Origin of the sequence: Devosia sp. FJ2-5-3 (genome assembly GCF_029201545.1) — a bacterium.
Taxonomy (GTDB): Bacteria; Pseudomonadota; Alphaproteobacteria; order Rhizobiales; family Devosiaceae; genus Devosia.
Genome location: NZ_CP104007.1, coordinates 1,607,373 through 1,624,840 on the forward strand (window position 1 = coordinate 1,607,373; position 17,468 = coordinate 1,624,840).

11 protein-coding genes are annotated in these 17,468 nt (G+C 61.9%); 5 read left to right on the plus strand and 6 right to left on the minus strand.

Translation table 11 applies throughout. The annotated features are described in order from the left end of the window. Positions 1 to 158: 158 nt before the first annotated feature. Positions 159 to 2,081, plus strand: a complete 1,923-nt coding sequence (locus N0P34_RS07700; protein WP_275606431.1) for a potassium transporter Kup — start codon at positions 159 to 161, stop codon at positions 2,079 to 2,081. A 10-nt stretch (positions 2,082 to 2,091) separates the two neighbouring features. On the opposite strand, the gene N0P34_RS07705 is transcribed toward N0P34_RS07700, so the two are convergent. Next, a complete protein-coding gene (locus N0P34_RS07705) occupies positions 2,092 to 2,526 on the minus strand; it encodes a hypothetical protein (protein ID WP_275606432.1) in 435 nt (144 codons plus the stop codon). Between the two features lie 121 nt (positions 2,527 to 2,647). Next, complete coding sequence (locus N0P34_RS07710) at positions 2,648 to 3,769, minus strand: NADH:flavin oxidoreductase/NADH oxidase (protein WP_275606433.1); 1,122 nt, start codon at positions 3,767 to 3,769, stop codon at positions 2,648 to 2,650. Positions 3,770 to 3,951: 182 nt separating this feature from the next. On the opposite strand from N0P34_RS07710, the gene N0P34_RS07715 reads away from it, so the two are divergent. Next, positions 3,952 to 4,845, plus strand: coding sequence for an acetylxylan esterase (locus tag N0P34_RS07715; RefSeq protein WP_275606434.1), 894 nt, complete (start codon positions 3,952 to 3,954; stop codon positions 4,843 to 4,845). A 4-nt stretch (positions 4,846 to 4,849) separates the two neighbouring features. On the opposite strand, the gene N0P34_RS07720 is transcribed toward N0P34_RS07715, so the two are convergent. From N0P34_RS07720 to N0P34_RS07730, 3 genes are all read right to left on the minus strand, one after another. Continuing rightward, positions 4,850 to 6,583: an iron ABC transporter permease gene (locus tag N0P34_RS07720; protein WP_275606435.1), complete on the minus strand. Its 1,734-nt coding sequence runs from the start codon at positions 6,581 to 6,583 to the stop codon at positions 4,850 to 4,852. Between the two features lie 38 nt (positions 6,584 to 6,621). Continuing rightward, complete coding sequence (locus N0P34_RS07725) at positions 6,622 to 7,647, minus strand: Fe(3+) ABC transporter substrate-binding protein (protein ID WP_275606436.1); 1,026 nt, start codon at positions 7,645 to 7,647, stop codon at positions 6,622 to 6,624. A gap of 153 nt (positions 7,648 to 7,800) precedes the next feature. Beyond that, positions 7,801 to 8,853, minus strand: a complete 1,053-nt coding sequence (locus N0P34_RS07730; protein WP_275606437.1) for an ABC transporter ATP-binding protein — start codon at positions 8,851 to 8,853, stop codon at positions 7,801 to 7,803. A 476-nt stretch (positions 8,854 to 9,329) separates the two neighbouring features. On the opposite strand from N0P34_RS07730, the gene N0P34_RS07735 reads away from it, so the two are divergent. The 3 genes from N0P34_RS07735 to N0P34_RS07745 all read left to right on the plus strand — a co-directional run bounded on the left by N0P34_RS07735 (position 9,330) and on the right by N0P34_RS07745 (position 15,382). Then, positions 9,330 to 11,348, plus strand: coding sequence for a caspase family protein (locus N0P34_RS07735; protein ID WP_275606438.1), 2,019 nt, complete (start codon positions 9,330 to 9,332; stop codon positions 11,346 to 11,348). Between the two features lie 124 nt (positions 11,349 to 11,472). Next, a complete protein-coding gene (locus N0P34_RS07740) occupies positions 11,473 to 13,869 on the plus strand; it encodes a S8/S53 family peptidase (RefSeq protein ID WP_275606439.1) in 2,397 nt (798 codons plus the stop codon). Continuing rightward, a complete protein-coding gene (locus tag N0P34_RS07745; RefSeq protein ID WP_275606440.1) occupies positions 13,856 to 15,382 on the plus strand; it encodes a M12 family metallopeptidase in 1,527 nt (508 codons plus the stop codon). The genes N0P34_RS07740 and N0P34_RS07745 overlap by 14 nt, the downstream gene beginning before the upstream one ends. Positions 15,383 to 15,470: 88 nt before the next feature. On the opposite strand, the gene N0P34_RS07750 is transcribed toward N0P34_RS07745, so the two are convergent. Then, positions 15,471 to 17,465: a BTAD domain-containing putative transcriptional regulator gene (locus N0P34_RS07750; protein ID WP_345774455.1), complete on the minus strand. Its 1,995-nt coding sequence runs from the start codon at positions 17,463 to 17,465 to the stop codon at positions 15,471 to 15,473. Positions 17,466 to 17,468: the final 3 nt, after the last annotated feature.

Sequence of the window (17,468 nt, forward strand, 5' to 3'; positions counted from 1 at the left end):
GTATTCGAAGACCTCCAAATCTTCGTTTACCTGGCAGGGGTCGTTCCGAAAGGAGCGATCCCTGCTGGTTTTGAACCAAACAATGCTATGGGTGTTGTGTGTGATCGGGCGCGGGTGTATAGCGGCGCCCGCCTTAGCAACAGAGAGCCCCGCTTCTCATGACGCGCTCCAATACGTTCGGCCCCGCGGCCGGGGCGGTAGCGACCGATCAGGCCAGCCACGCAAAATCAAATCTGCCAATCCTCACCCTGGGGGCCATTGGTGTCGTGTATGGCGATATCGGCACCAGCCCGATCTACGCCTTCCGCCAGGCCATGCATGTGCGGCCCGGGGTGGCGTCGTCCCATCTTGAAGTCCTGGGTCTGCTGTCGCTGATTGTCTGGGCGCTCACGCTCACCGTGGCGGTCAAATACGTCTTCTTCGTCACCCGGGCCGACAATAATGGCGAGGGTGGCACGCTGTCTCTGATGGCCCTGGCACGCAAGACCTTTGCCAAGCCGCCGGCCTGGATCACCTTCCTCGGCGTTTTGGGTGCTGCCCTGTTCTTCGGCGACGCCATCATCACGCCGGCCATTTCAGTGTTATCCGCCGTCGAAGGCCTTGACCTCGTGGCGCCGGGCATGGGGCGCTGGGTGGTCCCCATCACCCTCGTGATCATCCTGGGCATATTCGCCGTGCAGCGCTTCGGCACGGCCAAAGTGTCGATAGTTTTCGGCCCGATCACCGCGATCTGGTTTCTCACCCTGGGCATTTCGGGGCTCTTCCACATCATCGACTACCCGGCAGTCCTTTCGGCGCTCAATCCAATTCTGGGCGTCCAGTTTCTCATCTCCCATTTCGGCATTGCCTTTGTGGTGATGGGCGCGATCTTCTTGGCCGTCACCGGTGCGGAGGCGCTTTATGTCGACCTCGGCCATTTTGGTCGCAAGCCGATCGTCCTGGCGTGGTTCGGCCTCGTGTTTCCCTGCCTGCTGCTCAACTATTTCGGGCAGGGCGCCTATGTGCTCGAACGTGGCATCGAGAATGTCGGCAGCCCGTTCTTCGAGATGCAGCCAGAGTGGGCCTTGCTGCCCTTCGTCATCCTGGCCACCATGGCGACGATCATCGCCAGCCAGGCGGTGATCACCGGCACGTTCAGCCTTGCCCAGCAGGCCATCGCACTCAACATGCTGCCCCGCATGGTGGTTCAGCACACGTCAGAAACCCAAAGCGGCCAGATCTACATGCCCCAGATCAATGCCATGTTGATGATCGGCGTTCTGGTGCTGGTCGCCGCCTTCGGCAGTTCTGCGGCGCTGTCCAACGCCTATGGTATCGCGGTGTCGGGCGTCATGGGCGTGACCCTGGCGCTGCTGGTCGTGGTGATGTGGCGCAATTGGAAGTGGTCTCCCATCGCCGTCGTGTTGTTCGGGCTGATCTTCCTCATCATTGATGGGGTGTTCTTTGCCGCCAATGCTGCAAAGCTCTTTCAGGGTGGCTGGGTGCCGGCAGTGGTGGCGCTGGCAGTAGCGCTTGTCATGTGGAGCTGGATGGCAGGCCGCCGCCGCCTATCCGACAAGACGCGTCGTGACGAGGTGCCGCTCCAGTTCCTGGTCGACAATCTTGCCCGCAAGAAGCCGACCACCGTTCCGGGTACCGCCATCTTCCTCACCAGCGACATCGAAGGCGCGCCCACAGCGCTTCTCCATAGTCTCAAGCATTACAAGGTGCTGCATGAGCAGAATGTCATCCTCACCGTGCGGACGTCAGTCTCGCCCCGTGTGCCGGACGACGAAAAGGTGACCATCGACGCCTATAACGAGCTGTTCTCGCGGGTGATCGTCACTTTTGGCTATATGGAAACGCCCAATATTCCGAAGGCGCTGGTCTTGGCGCGGCGGCTCGGCTGGAAGTTCGACATCATGTCGACCTCCTTCTTCCTCTCCCGTCGCTCGCTCAAGCTGGGGCAGAAAACCGGGCTCCTGCGCTTCTGGCAGGATCGGGTCTTCATCCGGCTGGCGCGCAATGCGAGCGACGCCACCGAATACTTCCATATTCCCACCGGTCGTGTGGTGGAGATCGGCACACAGGTGGTGATGTAGCCGGGCGGGGCTACTTCACCATGTCCGGGCAGACATAGGGCACCGCGGCCGGCGCGAAGCGTTGCTCGAGCACCTCCGCGCCGAGCTTGAGATTGAGCACCAGTTCGGTCTCCGAGAGTGCGGTTATATCGGCATTGATCGTCATGCCGTCTTCGTCCCAGGAGATTGCGCTCTCGGACACCTGCTGCCAGCTCGAAAGCCGATAGGTCTCCCAGCAGCTGTCCGACACCAGCGTGCCGTCTTCGAGGAAGATGTGCATGACGCCGGGCAAGCCGCTGTCATCGTCCTGGCGCACCCAGACCTTGTTGAGCAGCGGCGCGTTCTTCACCCGCTCCTCCGGCTCGATGCTGGTTTCTTCGGTGTCCTGCGCAAAGGCGGGCCCTGCGGCCCCTGCCGCGAACCCCCATGCCGCGAGCAATGCCAGAATGGCGGCCTTGGTATCCATGCAATTCTCCCGCTTCATTGGCCCCCAACAGACGCCGCCATCACGGCGAAAATGGGATGGCGACGTTCATCTTTAGGTCATGGCCAAGGGGCAATGGCACTTGCCCCTTGCTCGAAACGCTCTAGCTGCGAATGCCCAGGACTTTGTCGCGGCCGAGCACGCGGCGGGTCTGGATCGGCCACAGCGAGTAGTCCTCCTCCAGCACGCGAGCCGCATGCGCCGCCCAATTGGGGTCGTCGAGCGCGCCGCGGGCGAGCGCGATGAAATCGGCTTCGCCGTCGACCAGAATGCGTTCGGCCTCGTTGATGTCACCCAGGAGCCCGACCGCCATGGTTGGGATCTCCGCTCCGTCCCGGACCGCCTTGGCGAAAGGCACCTGATAGCCAGCGGTCGAGACAATCTTGCCCTGGGCAAAGCCGCCGCTCGAGCAATCAATGGCGTCGACGCCAAGGGCCTTGAGAGCGCGGGAGAGCACGACGCTATCCTCCACGGTCCAGCCGCCCTCGGCATTGTCACTCACGGACAGGCGGGCGAGCAGGGGCTTGTGGGCAGGCCAGACCGCACGCACTGCCTCGGTGACTTCAAGGACGAGGCGCATGCGGTTTTCGAGGCTGCCGCCATATTCATCGGTGCGGAAATTGGCGAGCGGGGACAGGAACTGGTTGAGCAGATAGCCATGCGCCGCGTGGATTTCGATGGTGTCGAAGCCCGCTGTCTCCGCCCGGCGCGCAGCCGCCACGAACCCGTCGATCACGCGCTGGATGCCCGACTTGTCGAGCGCGGTGGGCACCTGGAAGTCACTGTCATTGGGGTCGTGCGACACTGCGCTCGGCGCAACGGGCGTCCAGTGCTCATAGCCCGCGGCGCGGCGCTGCTCCTCGGTGGCGAGTTCGTCCGGCCCGCGCCAGGATACCGAGGTTGATGCCTTGCGCCCGGCATGGGCCAGCTGGATGCCAGCGGCTGCGCCCTGGCTGTGGATGAAATCGACGATGCGGGACAGATTGGCGATATGCTCGTCTTTCCAGATGCCCAGATCGCCATAGGTGATGCGGCCCTCAGGCACGACACCACTCGCCTCCAGGACCACCAGCCCGAACCCGCCCATGGCAAAACGTCCGAGATGGACCATGTGCCAGTCATTGGCGAAGCCGTCGATCGACGAATACTGGCACATCGGCGCCACGACGCTACGGTTGCGCAAGGTCAGGTCGCGCAGGGCGATGGGGGAGAAAAGCTTGGTCATGGGGTCTCGACGCAGTGGAAGCACTCAGGGGACGAATTACATGCACATTGAAGCGTTCATCGGCAAGTGCCGATGAAGAATTTGAGCGGCGCCGGGAAACAATTGTGTCTTCGTGCCGGGCGGCATGGCACCACGATCATCGCTCGGCTACGCTCTGGGAGAGTTTCAGGGGGGAGAAGACTATGACCATCACGAGATCGCGCTTTGCCGAGCTGGTCGGCCTCGAGGAGCCGTCGATCACCCTGGCGTCACGCCGCATTGAGGATAGGGGCGACTACACCATAGAACATCTCCGTTTTCGCCTTGGCGAGGAGGATGTGCGCGGCATTCTCACGCGGCCTGTCGGAGAGAGCGCACCGCGCCCTGCGATCCTTTATGGCCATTCCCACGGCGGCGGCTATTCCATCGGCGCCAGCGAATTGCTCGATGGCCGGGAGTATCTGCTCGACCCGCTGGGACCGGTCTTCGCGCGCGCGGGCTACGTCACCCTTTGCATCGATATGCCCATTTTCGGGCAGCGCGCCAGCGTGAGTGAGAGTTTTGCCGCCAAGGCATTGCTGTGGCATGGCAAATCACTGTTCGGACAGATGCTGTCCGACCATGCCGCCGCTCTGAGCTATCTCGCTGGACGTGACGATGTCGACGCCAACAGGATCGGCGCCTTCGGCATCTCCATGGGCTGTGCGCTCAGCTATTGGCTGGCGGCGCTCGACCCGCGAATAGCGGCCGTCGCCCATCTCTGCTGCTTTGCCGATTTCCGCACCATGATCGAACTCGGTGCACATGACGGGCACGGCATCTATCTCACGGTGCCCGGCCTGCTCAAGGAGGCCGATTGCGGTGCGATCGCAGCCTTGATCGCGCCGCGTCCGCAACTGGTCTGTATCGGCGAGGCGGATAGCCTTACGCCCCCCGAAGCCGTTGCGCGCGCCTGGTCGGAGCTCGTCCCCGCCTACACCGCCAATCCCGACATGCTCGAAAAAGTCAGCGAGCCCGGGATTGGACACCGAGAAACGCCGCGCATGCGGGAGGCCGTGCTCGCCTTTTTCGGCCGACATCTCGGCGCCAACGCCTGAGCCGTCACGCGCTGTCGGCAGTGAGGGTTCGACGATGGGTGTGGTCCCCTGCATCATGGGCGGGCCGCGCCACGCCGGCGGCCCTGCCGGTGCGGGCCAGCAGGATCACGGGGAGGATGCCGACCAATACGAGGATCAGTGCCGCCAGCGCGGCATCTTCATAGGTCCCGCGGGCCGCTTCGCCATAGAGCAGGGTCGCCAGCGTTTCGAAATTGAGCGGCCGCAGCAACAAGGTTGCCGGCAGTTCCTTCATGCAGTCGACGAACACCAGCAGGCCCGCGGCCACGATTGCCGTGCGCGATAGCGGCAGATGGATATGGAGCATGGTGCCGGTGGCGCTTTGCCCCAGCGTTCGCGACGCATGATCGAAGGACGGCGGAATGCGGCTGAGGCCGGCCTCGATGCCGCCGGTGGAAATGGCGAGGAAGCGCGCCGTATAGGCATAGACCAGCGCCGCACCCGAGCCGAGGAGCAAAAGACCCGTCGACCAGCCCATGGCCTGCCGAACGAAGCCATCGAGGCTTCGGTCGAACGCCGCCACAGGCACGAGGATGCCGATTGCCAGCACGGTCCCGGGAACGGCATAGCCCAAGGTTGCAATACGAGACAGGGCGGCGCTCATCCGGCCGGGCCGGAGCCGTCCGGCATAGGCGGTGGCGAAACCGAGCACCAGCACAACCAGCATGGCGATCGCGGAAACGCTGATCGTGTTGAGCGTGGCGCGAACCAGCGTCGATGAAAGCCCAGCGAATTCGAGCCGCCTGATGGCCGCAACGATGAGGTAGAGTGCCGGGCCGGCAAAGCCGATCAGAATCGGCGTCAGGCCCAGCCCCAGCGCAATAAACGCCTTCAGCCCGACCAGCCGCTCCGGCACCATGGGCCGGGCTCGCTGCGCATTCGAGGCAAAGCGCTGGTTTCGACGCGCCCAGCGCTCCATCACCAGAAGCGCAATGACAATGACCAGCATGGCCATTGCGATCTGCGCCGCTCCTGCCAGATCGGTGCGGACGATCCACGTTGTATAGATGGAGGCCGTCATGGTGCGGATGCCCAGGAATTGGGCTGCCCCGACGTCATTGAGCACTTCCATCAGCACCAGAGACACGCCGACCGCAATGGCCGGGCGCGCCAGGGGCAGGGCGACACGCCAGAAAACGGCGTTACGGCTGACGCCCAGCGTGCGCGATACCTCCACCAGATTGGCAGCCTGGGTCAGGAACATCGCCCGGGCGGTCAGATACACATAGGGGTAGAGGACGAAGCCGAAGACGAGGATCGCGCCCCACATCGAACGGATGTCGGGCAGGCGAAACTGGCGTGGGCTCGAATAGCCGAGGACATACCGCACCGCCCCCTGTACCGGGCCGAGTGGGCTCAGAATATCGAGATAGGCATAGGCCATGATGTAGGTCGGCACCGCCAGCGGAAGCAGCAGGGCCCATTCGAGCACGCCGCGGCCCCGGAAGTCATAGGCCGAAACGATCCAGGCTGCGCCCGTGCCGACGCAGGTGGCGATGATCCCGGTTCCGACCAGCAGGACCCCAGTGTTCCAGGCCGATTGGGGCAGTACATGGACCAGCACATGGCCCCAGAGGGCGCCGGTGTCGGCGAAGGCCGTCAGCGCAATGGTGATGATCGGCAAAAGCGCGAGGGCCGCGGCGGCACAGGCCAACGCGGTCCAGGGGCTGATCGTGATGCGCGACCGACGCGAAGCGCGTCCGATGGCGAGCTGGTTCATGGGGTCGGCAGCGGCGGGCGAACCCGCCGCCCTTCCACTTACTCGAAGGTGTCGAAATTGACTTCGTCGACCAGTTCGCTGGCGCGGGTGCGATGCGGAAGGACTTCCGTCAGCGGGAGGGTGTCGGGGGTCAATGTGCCAATGCCGGCGATGATCGGATGAATTTCGGCGGTCGCATTGACTGGATATTCGAAATTGGCCTCGGCGTAGAGCTTCTGGGCCGGCCCGGAGACGAGGTATTCGAGCAATTGCACGGCTTCGTCGCGATGGGGGGCGTGCGCGGCAACGCCGGCGCCGGAAATATTGACCAGCGTGCCGCCATTTTCGAACGTGGGCAGGATCACCTTGATCGCATCGGACCAGGCCTTCTGCTCGTCGCCACCGGCGCCACTGCTCATCAGGCCATAGTAATAGGAATTGGCGACAGCAATATCACAAATGCCGGCGGCGATGTCGCGCGCGCCATCACGGTCACCGCCAGCGGCGACGCGAGCCTGGTTGGCCTTGAGGCCTTCGAGCCAGGTGCGGGCTTCCTCCTCGCCATGCTTGGCGATGTAGGCCGCGATCATTGCGGTGTTATAGGGATGCTGGCCCGAGCGGATGCAGAGGCGATCGCGCCATTGCTCGTCGGCAAGCTGTTCATAGGTAATGGCGTCGAGGTCGAGGTCCTTGGCGGCGTAGACCACGCGTGCGCGGCCCGACAGGGCAAACCAGTTACCATCGGGATCGCGCAAGGCCTCGGGAACGGTTGTCTCCAGAACTTCGGAGTCGACAGGCTGAGTGAGGCCGGCATTGACGAGATCGATCAGGGCACCGAAATCGACCGTCATCAAGATATCGGCGGGGGAGCTTTCGCCTTCAGCCGAGACACGCTCGATGAGTCCATCCTGCAGGAAAACCGTGTTCACCTTGACGCCGGTTTCGGCTGTGAAGGCGTCGAGAATGGGCTGGATCAACCCAGGCTCGCGCGTGGTGTAGATGTTGACCTCCTGGGCAAGGGCCGGAACGGCACAGCCCAGCACCAGAAAACTGGTGGCGCTCAAAATTCCTGCAAGTTTGGTCATGGATAGTCTCCTCTTGGTGCAAAGCATCAAGGGCAGCGGAGGCCTGTTTTCGCGCCCATGACGGCGCTTAACTCATGCCTGACTATTCAAGTCAAGTAATATTGACATAGATTAGAATGGTTCTAACCTATTGAAGGAGCAGGACTATTTTATCTATACTTGCGGCTGTTTGCCCGTTGGGATGACGATGAAGTCGCTCGGATCCATGCTGATCCTGACGATCGCGCCGGGTGCGACGTCAAGCCGAGCCGTAGTTCGCATCACCAGTGGACGGGCCAATCCCTCGAGTTCAAAGTTCCATTCCTCGATCTCACCGAGCAGTTTGCGCGAGAGAATCCGCGCCGGGACGCCGTCAGCGCTCATAGTCAGGGCGCGCGGACGAACGAAGACATCGACAGGTCCGGGCAGGGCAGGGGCGGAGATGCGGCCGAGAGGGGTCTCCAGCCAGTCGCCCTTTCGCTGGGCCGGTATGTGGTTGACCTGCGAGAAGAAGCCCGCGGCATAGGCGGTGTGCGGCGCTCCGTAGATGGCTTCGCCGGTGCCCGCTTCGATGACGGCCCCCCGATGCATCAACACGACCTTGTCGCCGATCGCGAGCGCCTCTTCGGGATCGTGGGTAACGACGATTGCGGTGGTGCCTAACCCCCGCAACAGGGACAGCGTTTCCGCCCTGATGTCATCCCGCAATCCCCGATCGAGATTGGAAAAGGGCTCGTCCATCAGCAAGATGCTTGGGCGTGGTGCAAGGGTTCGCGCCAGGGCAATTCGCTGCTGCTCCCCACCGGAAAGCATATGCGGATAACGGTTGGCGAGCGGCGCAAGTCCCAAACGCTCGATTATGTCTTCGACCCTTATCGCCGCTTCGCCCCGGCTCAGTTTTTTCAAGCCGAAGCCGATATTCTGGCGGGCGGTCATATGCGGGAAAAGCGCATAATCCTGCAGCATGAAGCCGACGCTGCGGTGCTCGGGCTCGACAAAAACGCCGTCGCCACACACCTGTTCGCCGTCCAGCACCACGCGGCCGCCGTCAATATCCTCGATACCGGCGATGACACGCAGCAGCGTTGATTTCCCGCATCCAGAATGGCCGACGAGACAAACGATCTCCGCCTGCTTGATGTCGAGCGAAACCTTGTCGAGCGCGGCGACCTTGCCGAAGCGGCGGGATACTGCGTGGACGGAGAGAATAGGGGCGGCTTGTTGCATGGGGGAGTAGAGCCCCGCTCGCCCCGCATTTGTCAAGAAAGCGCCGCGTCGCCCACTGCATCGATAGCACCAAGAGGCCGCGGTGACGGTATGCGGGGAGGGAAAGAAGCACCGACAGAGGCTGGGGCAGGGTCGTTCGAGGCTATTATCAAAACGAGCTAAGCCTCTGGATTTTATGGGCTATCAACCCTTGATCCGGTAGTCATATGGATGCTGTTGGCTACCTAGAACGGGCAGGTTGTCTCTTCAAGTCCGACAAGGCGTAGTATCGCCCCTTATCACGCAGGTCGCAGGTATTTGATACCAAACGCGTTCTGAAGTCCGCGCCCAACGGCCCGGGTTCAGAAGAATTCGGCATGGGCGACACGACACCGACCGATTGCGACCAGTGACATTCGACAGAGTCAGCCCAGTTCGCAGGGACTGAGAGACCTTGCCCGTGCTTGTGCCTTCACTGGAACCGGAAAGGGAGCACCATGCCCAAACGCAGAGCCCTAGTCGTGGCGCTGGATGAATACCCTAATCCCGCCAACAATCTTCCGAGCTGCGTCAACGACGCAAATGCCTTCGCCGGAGTGATGCAGTCGATTTATGGATTCGACGAAATCCGGCGGCTCGAAAATAGCCAGGCAACCCTCAGTAACGTCGAGAGCGGGCTGGACTGGCTATTTGAAAAAGGCAGTTCAGACGACCGCCTGGTCTTCTACTTCTCGGGGCACGGATACCAGGCCCAGAGGGGGCAAGATCTGGACGAGGTGCTCTGTCTTTATGACGAGTTCCTCTTCGACGACGATCTGACTGCCAAGACCCAATCGCTTGCGCCGGGGGTCTTTACGCTCGTGTCCGACAGCTGTCATTCCGGCGGCCTCTACAAGGTCGTCGTGCTCGATGGGCAAACTGTTGAAATTGCTCAGACCAAGGTGCTCAAGGTCCCGCCCAAGTCGATGGCCAAGGTTGCGAGTTTCGATGCTCCCGGAACCGTTCGAAGGCTCCGCTACAGGCCCTTCGGTGCCGCGAAGAACTCCCAATCCGCCGTGGAAAAAAGGTTCGGCAACCAACCGACGAAGAGCTTCGACGAAGCCGGACAGCTGGCGATGAACGGACTTCTGCTGTCGGCGTGTCTGGAAGACGAAACCGCCTCGGCGTCCACCGCAAAGACCGACGGTAAGTCGGCGTTTACATTCGTATTATTGAACCAGCTCAATAGTTTGGGCTCCGGGGTCTCGAATGCCAGCCTGATGGAGAGCGTTGGAGCTTCACTCAAGACCCTCGGCTTCCGTCAAACTCCAGTGCTCATGGAACCGGCTCAGCCTGCTGCGCTGGGATCGCGTTCCTTCCTCCTCCTGGACGGCGCGAGCGTCTCCAGCCCATCGATCGGGACTGGCGACACGAGCGATCCGATCCTCCAGGCGATCCAGGCAGCAATCAGTAGCTTGCAAGGGAATAAGGCCATGCAACCCGCAATTGATACCTCCACTTCCTCCGGAACGATGTCCCCACAGGGCGACGACAAGTTCTGGGGCGCCATAGCGAGCCTTGTCGTCTCGACTTTGCCGACCGTCATCGACGCCCTCAGTAAGGGCGGATATGTAACCGAGAAGGATTTCCAGTCAGCGCCCGGCGGACAGGATAAATTCTTCGGAGCTATTTTGGGGATCGTCGGCTCGGCCCTGCCGGCCGTGATACAGGCGCTGAGCAAGCAGGGTTTCGCGCCTGCCAAGGATTTCGGTGGCAGTCAGGACAAGTTCTGGGGGGCACTGGCCCGTGTCGTGGCCACAACCCTGCCCACGATCATCCGCGAAGTAACCAAGTCTGGCATCGAACCCCAGAAGGATTTCGGCGGCGAAGAGAAGTTTTGGGGCGCCATCGCCAGCGTCGTTTCGGCCGCATTGCCGGCCGTCGTTCAGGCCCTGAGCAAACAGGGTGCCGCTCCGCCCAAGGGCTTTGAAACGGCTCCCGAAAATCAGGAGAAATTCTGGGGAGCACTGGCCAGCGTCGTCGCCACGGCCCTTCCAGCGGTCGTGCAGGCGCTACGCAAGGGCGGATACGAACCCCAGAAGGATTTCGGTGGAGGTGAAGAGAAGTTCTGGGGTGCGCTCGCCAGCACTTTGGCCTCGGCGATACCGGTGGTCATCGAGGCGCTCAGCAAGGGCGGATACGAACCTCAAAAGGATTTCGGCGGCGAAGAGAAGTTCTGGAGAGCCTATGGCATCGTGATGGACCGTTGCCTTCCCCAGATTCTGTCGCGCGTGGCCCTCGACGAAGGCCAGCTCGGCAAGGGCTTCGACATGACCAAAGGCCTCGACACCGGCGACGACAAGTTCTGGGGTGCCGTCGCCCGGGTGGTCGCGTCGGCTCTTCCAACGATCGTTGGCGAACTGAGCAAGGGCGCGGTGCTTTCCAATGGTCACGATGATCCAGCCGCCAGCATGCCGCCTCACCTGATCGACCAGATCGTCAATGCTACCGGTCCAGCCCTGCAGCGGAAACACTGACGGCCGTCATCCCCCAAAAAACCGGGTCGGTGGAGCGTGAGCCCCACCTTCCACTCGGCGCTCAACGCGAAAAAATCCAAGCCCATCGTCAACGATTGCCGCGCCTCGACCGGAGAAACTGGCAATGAACCTCGTGAAAGGCCTGAGACTTCTTGCCCTGTCGCTGCTTTTCCCTATTGGCTCGGCAGGGCTTGCGCATGGGCAAGGCGAGGCGCCGAACGGGATAGTCATTTCGCTCAATTATCAGAGCGGTGCGTTCTCGCCGGAATTTGTCGACTTCATTGCCCAATATGGTGCGCGCAGCCACCTCGACGTCGTCCCCGGCCAGCGCTTGGCGGACTATGTCATCGAGGCATGCGGGCAAGCCAGTCCGAGCAATCTCGACCTCTTCGGCCGGGCCCTCGAAGCGGACGGAATGGCGGTCGCCGAGGACGGGTCAATAGAGGGGCTATCGGGCTCCACGCTCGCAGTCCCACCCTGTTTGCCGGAGCCGAAGAGTGCGCTGGTGCCGAAGCTGGCGCTCCCGGAGACCACGTTCTTCGACTATTTTACCGCCGACAGCGCCGGCAGCGTAGCCTTCGGGAATGACCGGCTCGTGCAGCGATCGCCGGAGGACGTGATTGCCGCGACAGGCAACGTCGCCCCGCCCGATAGTCTTGGCGAATTCGACGTCGGTGATCGCACGCAAATTCATGACTATCTCAACCAGAGGAGCCAACGCTGGTTGTCGAACGACAAACCGGAGGACGAGGCAGCCTTCGATGCCTTTCTGGCGGCCAATGAACTGGTGCAAGCCGGATCTGACCCGGCGATGGTCACCTCGGTGATAGCGGAGACCTATGCCGAAGCCGGGAGGCCCCGGTTTGCGCGGGACATGGAAGCAGCGCTGTCAGGGGCGCTCGACAAATACTCAAATCAACCCGATCTTACATCTGAGCGGTGGGCCAACATCCCTGCCAAATCACCGTCCTCCGCTGAAGGCAAAATGTTTACGGACGAGATTCAGTGGCTGGACCCAAATCCCCGGGTGCTGCCGGGCGCTGCCCTCGCGCCGGGTGACATTGCCCTGGTTCCCCAATTCCGTTCGCAGCCGGTACAGATCGTCATCGACCCGGGCCGCCTACCCGAAGGGGCCGACGATCCAGTTGCGTTGGTCAGTGGTCGGCTCGACGAAATTGAAAGCGACGTACCGGTTGAGATCACGCTCCTCGAGACCCAGGGTATCAGCGCGGTGGCCAATAGCCGGTGCGATAATGCCACCTATAAGAACTGGGGCACCGACGCGTTCGAGGATGCCTTCGCGGCAGCGATTGCGCGGTCGAGGCTCCTTGGCTTCCGCTCGGGCCAAAATAGCAACGATGTGCAGATAGCGGTGATTGATTCAGGGTTTGTGCCCGTCAGCAAGATGGGGGCATTCGAACGCGGTGCTCTCAACCTGTCAGGCCAAAGCCTGGAAGTGGAGGAGGCGAGCGCGTCGCTTGGTGAGCGCCGTGCGCATGGCACCGCGGTTGCCGGCGTCGCCATCGGCGGACCGGACTTGTGGGGTCTGACCAACGCACTCGGACTGGACATCAGCATAACGCCGCGCCGCATCTATAGGGAATTGACGATCGAGGGAGTGGTCGTGCCGCAAGTGGATCTGATCAAGCTGTACGACGCGATCGACAGCGAGGCCCAGATCTTCAACCTGAGCTTTGCAACCACTGATAAACGCAGCATGGATGAATTCGCGCGTTTCCTGGGACCTTACGCGCAAAAACTCTTTGTCGTGGCCGCCGGCAACAACAATCTGAACTATGACAGCGGTGGGGTGGATCTCGTTGTCACCAATTTATACCCGCAATTGTTCAGCGATGAGAGCTCGGCTCCCAATTTGATCACTGTGGCCTCCTATGATGGCGTGGGCCGGGCCTGGTTCTCCAACTTCTCGGATGACTATGTCGCAATCGCCGCGCCCGGCTGTGCCATTGCTTCATGGATGCCCGATGTGGCTGGACAGGAATATGTCGCGGCCAGGTTCGCCGGGACATCCTTCTCTGCGCCGATCGTTTCCTACGTGGCGGCTATCGTTGCCTCTCTCATGCCGAGCGATCGCCAGTCGCCGATTTGGGTTCGGACGCGCTTGCTTGCATCTGCAGATCTGGTTGCAGGCCTGTCTGGAGTGACGGACGGTCGGCTTCTCAACCCCATCAAGGCTGTTTCTGTCTACGAGGACCTGGTGGAACTCTCCGACGGCACGCTGGTTCGCGGCAATCTGGGACAGGTGAACCCGCGCACATTGTGCACGGTTCCCGGTCTTGCACCCGATGCCGTCCTGCTGAAATTCGCTCGGCTGCCGGAGCCTCGCAATGGCAAGGATTCAGTCATCTACTATCTGCGGCACCGAACGCTGCAAAGCATGGATTGCAACCAGATCCCGAACAACAATCTGGGGATGTCGACCAGTTCGGGCAACGTCGTTATCGCGGTCAAGGACGCGCGCGACATCATCATGAGGACGCCGGGAAATGGAACGGACTAGGACGCTTGTCGCAGCTAGCCTGATATTTGCCCTTCTGCCATCGCTTTCGGTCGGACAAGACGCCGCTGCACCGGAATACGGGGCAGGACCGAATGTAGGGAATATATCGCTGACCGTCGATGGCACGATTGCCAATCTTGATCTCAGCGCAGACTCCCGCGGAAATGCGCTCTATCAGGGAGACATCATTTTCGGGCCGCTCGCCAGTGTCCTCAACCTGCCTCAGGGCGTCGGTCTGATGGATCTCGGCGATGAACATCTGTTCGGCCTGGCAATCCGGGGCAGGGAGTTCCGGTGGCCAAATGCGGTGGTAAGATACAGCATCGACCCAGATCTTCCCGATCAGGCACGCGTCTTCAGCGCCATGCAGACATGGCGGTCGGAGGCCGGTGTGGTCTTCGAGGAGGCGAATTCGTCCTCAGAGAACCAGATTGTCTTCGTTCCCGGCGATGGCTGCAGTTCCTACGTGGGAATGGTCGGCGGCCCACAGCCCCTGACGCTGTCCGAGGATTGCAAGGTCGGCAATGTCATCCATGAAATCGGGCATGCCCTTGGGCTCCAACACGAACAGGCGCGGGTGGACCGGGCGGAATATGTCGTGGTGTTTTCGCAGAACATCTTGCCGGGGAGGGAAGGGAATTTCGAACCCGATCCGACCACCTACGAGGAAGTCGGACCCTATTGCTACGATTCGATCATGCACTATTCCGCCTATGCCTTTTCCAGGGATCCGGCCAATTTGGTCACCATAGAAACGGTGCCACCCGGCCAGCCGATCGGGCAACGCTCCTATCTGGCGCCGTGCGATCTCGAGACATTTAGTGCCATTTACGCTCTCGCGGACCAGCCGGTCACGGCGGCCTTCGAGGGTGTGCTCGACCTCTATCCGGAGGGTTGCCAGGCCCGGCGGCAATGCTACCTGCGCAATGATATCATCTTTACCGATCCGTCCAATCTGCGCTGGAAAGCGGGCAAGCGCGATCCGGACGCGGGCCCCGGAATTCAAACCGGCCTGACGGATGGCGCCACCATCCCGGACTGGGCTCAGAGGCTGATCGGCGAGCCATACAGCGACGAGTATCTGCTCGCCGCTGTCGTCCATGACCATTACTGCTACGACGAAAATCACGTGCGAGGCTGGCGCGAGACGCACAGGATGTTCTACGACGCCCTGCTTGCGTTGGGGGTCCCCATGGTCAAGGCCAAGATCATGTATGCCGCCGTCTATCTGGGCGGCCCCAAATGGACGAGCCTCGTGCTCGGCGAGTCGTGTGGTCCGAACTGCGTTTTCGACGCGAGCGGCACCTCCGAAAGTCCGATGCCCTCGATTACGCTCTTCCGAGACGACGATTATGGCTCCGCATCCTTTCTAAGGGTGTTGAGCGACGTTGAGACCAGGCTGGCGGAGCAGGAGAACCTGTCGCTGGCAGACATCGAGGCCATCATCCATGAAAGGCGCGGCGATGATTTCTTTTATCGGACCCCAGGGCATTTGAACGTCACTGCGCCCTAGCGTTCACGCCATTTCTTGCCGCGCTGCAAACTGGCGCCAAGGGTAGAAAAGGACGTTTGGTTCTGAGTGCCGCTGACGTCCGACGACACTAGGCGGCACCCGTCTCAATAAGGCGGGCCGCGCGCCGGAAATGCGCTTCGGCTTCTGGTGCGAAGCGAAATGTGTCGATGAAATCCCCGATCCCGTATCCGGGCATCACAGCGCGGATGGTTCCCATCATCGTCCGGGCTTCTTCGGTTCGCCCTGCCAGCGCCAGGCAATGGGCCGCTATGGCCAGGATCGTGGGGTGCGCATTGGGCCGTGCCGCGGCCTTGAGTGCCCAGTCGGCAGCCTCCTCGAACTGACCCAGCCGGACATGCGCCATGGCCCGGGCACCCAGCATGCCGAACAGCAGCGGATCGAAGGGACTGAGGTTGCGTGAATGGTCCGCCGCAGCGATCGCCGCCTTCGGGTCGCCCGATTGGGACTGTACGAAGGACAGGGCATAATGCCCAAGGGCGAAGTTGGGGCTGAGCTCTACGGCCTGTTCCAATTCCACCAGCGACTGATCGATATCCCCCCGCATCCAGAGCGCTCGTCCCATCGCCCAGTGCGCGGCCGGATCGCGATGGTCGGCAATGAGCCCTTGCCCTGCCGCTGCGTAGGCGAGATCGCGGTCTCGCTCCTTGTTGCCCCAATGCTGGAACGCACTCTGCCAATGGGTGAACGACAGCCCCGCATGAGCCCTGGCGAAGGTCGGATCAAGGTCGACCGAGTGCTGAAAGAAGTGCTGCGCCAGTTCGTTCTCATCTTTGGTGAAGCGGTACATGTGCCAGAGCCCACGATGATAGGCTTCCCAGGCGCTGAGCGAGCTTGCCGGCTTCAGCACGGCCAGGTTCCGCTCCACGGTTTCGATCTCGCTCGCGATTGATGCAACGATGCGGTCACCAAGTTCATCGAGCAGCGTTATCGCATCGTCGGCGCGTCGCTCGAAACGCTCGCTCCAGACGATGCGTCCGGACCTGACCTCAATCAACTCGATGGTCAGGCTCAGCCCCTTTGCCTTGAGGCTCGTCGAACCGCTGGTGAAATAGTCGACCTTGAGCTTTTTTGCCGCCTCCGCCGCGGAAAGGCCCGCCTCCGCCAGCGCATAGATCGAGCCTCGCGCAATGACGAACAGCGTATGCATTTTGGCCAGTCGCGTGATGATATCCTGTGTCAGCGCATCCGCCAGGCCGCCGCGAGAACCTTGTCTCACTTCCTCGGCAAACGGCATCACCGCCAGAGAGGCCCTCTGGCGCGGTTCAGGGACACCTACACCGGGGCCGTCGGGATCGGGCAATATGAGGGATGCAGGCATTCGCGCAGCGCCCCGCATGCTTTCCCATGCCGATTGAAGTCCTGCAGGGTCCAGTTCTTCGGAGCGGAACAGGGCGATCGCCGTGCGCAGATGCGTCTCCGCCGCGATGATTTGTCCGCCCCGACGCAGGCTGTCCAGTAACAGCAGGTGTGGCCGCTCGTCATAGGGCGACAGTTCGACCCAGCGTTCGATGCAGCTCCGGCGATGCTCATGGTCGTCACCAGTTTCGATCGCCCGCTGCAGCAATGCGACATAATTTCCGAGGGATCGCCGCCGCATTGCTTCGACCCAGGCTTGAAAGGCGGGTGCACGATCGAGCGTCAGGCCATCCAGGAATTGTCCGCGCCAGAGTGCCGACAATTCCGGATAGGTCATGGCGTCCGGCGCCGCGTTCGCCGCCTCGAGCCTGGCAATATCGATCGAGCAGTCGGTCAGCTCGAGCCAGACATGGTCACCCTCCGTGCGCACACGATCAGCGCCCGGCTCGTTGAGCAGCCCCCTGAGCTTGCTGAGGCACCAGCGAAGCTCTCCGCGCGGATCATCGGGCACGTCCCAGAGCAACTCGCAGAGGTGAGAGCGGCTCACGGGGCGTGGCGCCAGAGCGATGTAGGCCAGCAGCGCGCGCGCCTTGCGGGACGGAGGCAAAACGACAGGCACACCATCGCGCCATGCGACCAGTGGGCCGAGCATCGCAATCGCCATGCCCTTGCCCCGGCTCGCCCAGTCCGAGGTAGAGGATTCCACGCG

Bases quoted from the DNA above. Each gene is read 5' to 3' on its own strand.
- N0P34_RS07700 (WP_275606431.1), top strand. From the start codon at position 159: ATGACGCGCTCCAATACGTTCGGCCCCGCGGCCGGGGCGGTAGCGACC.
- N0P34_RS07705 (WP_275606432.1), bottom strand. From the start codon at position 2,526: ATGGATACCAAGGCCGCCATTCTGGCATTGCTCGCGGCATGGGGGTTC.
- N0P34_RS07710 (WP_275606433.1), bottom strand. From the start codon at position 3,769: ATGACCAAGCTTTTCTCCCCCATCGCCCTGCGCGACCTGACCTTGCGC.
- N0P34_RS07715 (WP_275606434.1), top strand. From the start codon at position 3,952: ATGACCATCACGAGATCGCGCTTTGCCGAGCTGGTCGGCCTCGAGGAG.
- N0P34_RS07720 (WP_275606435.1), bottom strand. From the start codon at position 6,583: ATGAACCAGCTCGCCATCGGACGCGCTTCGCGTCGGTCGCGCATCACG.
- N0P34_RS07725 (WP_275606436.1), bottom strand. From the start codon at position 7,647: ATGACCAAACTTGCAGGAATTTTGAGCGCCACCAGTTTTCTGGTGCTG.
- N0P34_RS07730 (WP_275606437.1), bottom strand. From the start codon at position 8,853: ATGCAACAAGCCGCCCCTATTCTCTCCGTCCACGCAGTATCCCGCCGC.
- N0P34_RS07735 (WP_275606438.1), top strand. From the start codon at position 9,330: ATGCCCAAACGCAGAGCCCTAGTCGTGGCGCTGGATGAATACCCTAAT.
- N0P34_RS07740 (WP_275606439.1), top strand. From the start codon at position 11,473: ATGAACCTCGTGAAAGGCCTGAGACTTCTTGCCCTGTCGCTGCTTTTC.
- N0P34_RS07745 (WP_275606440.1), top strand. From the start codon at position 13,856: ATGGAACGGACTAGGACGCTTGTCGCAGCTAGCCTGATATTTGCCCTT.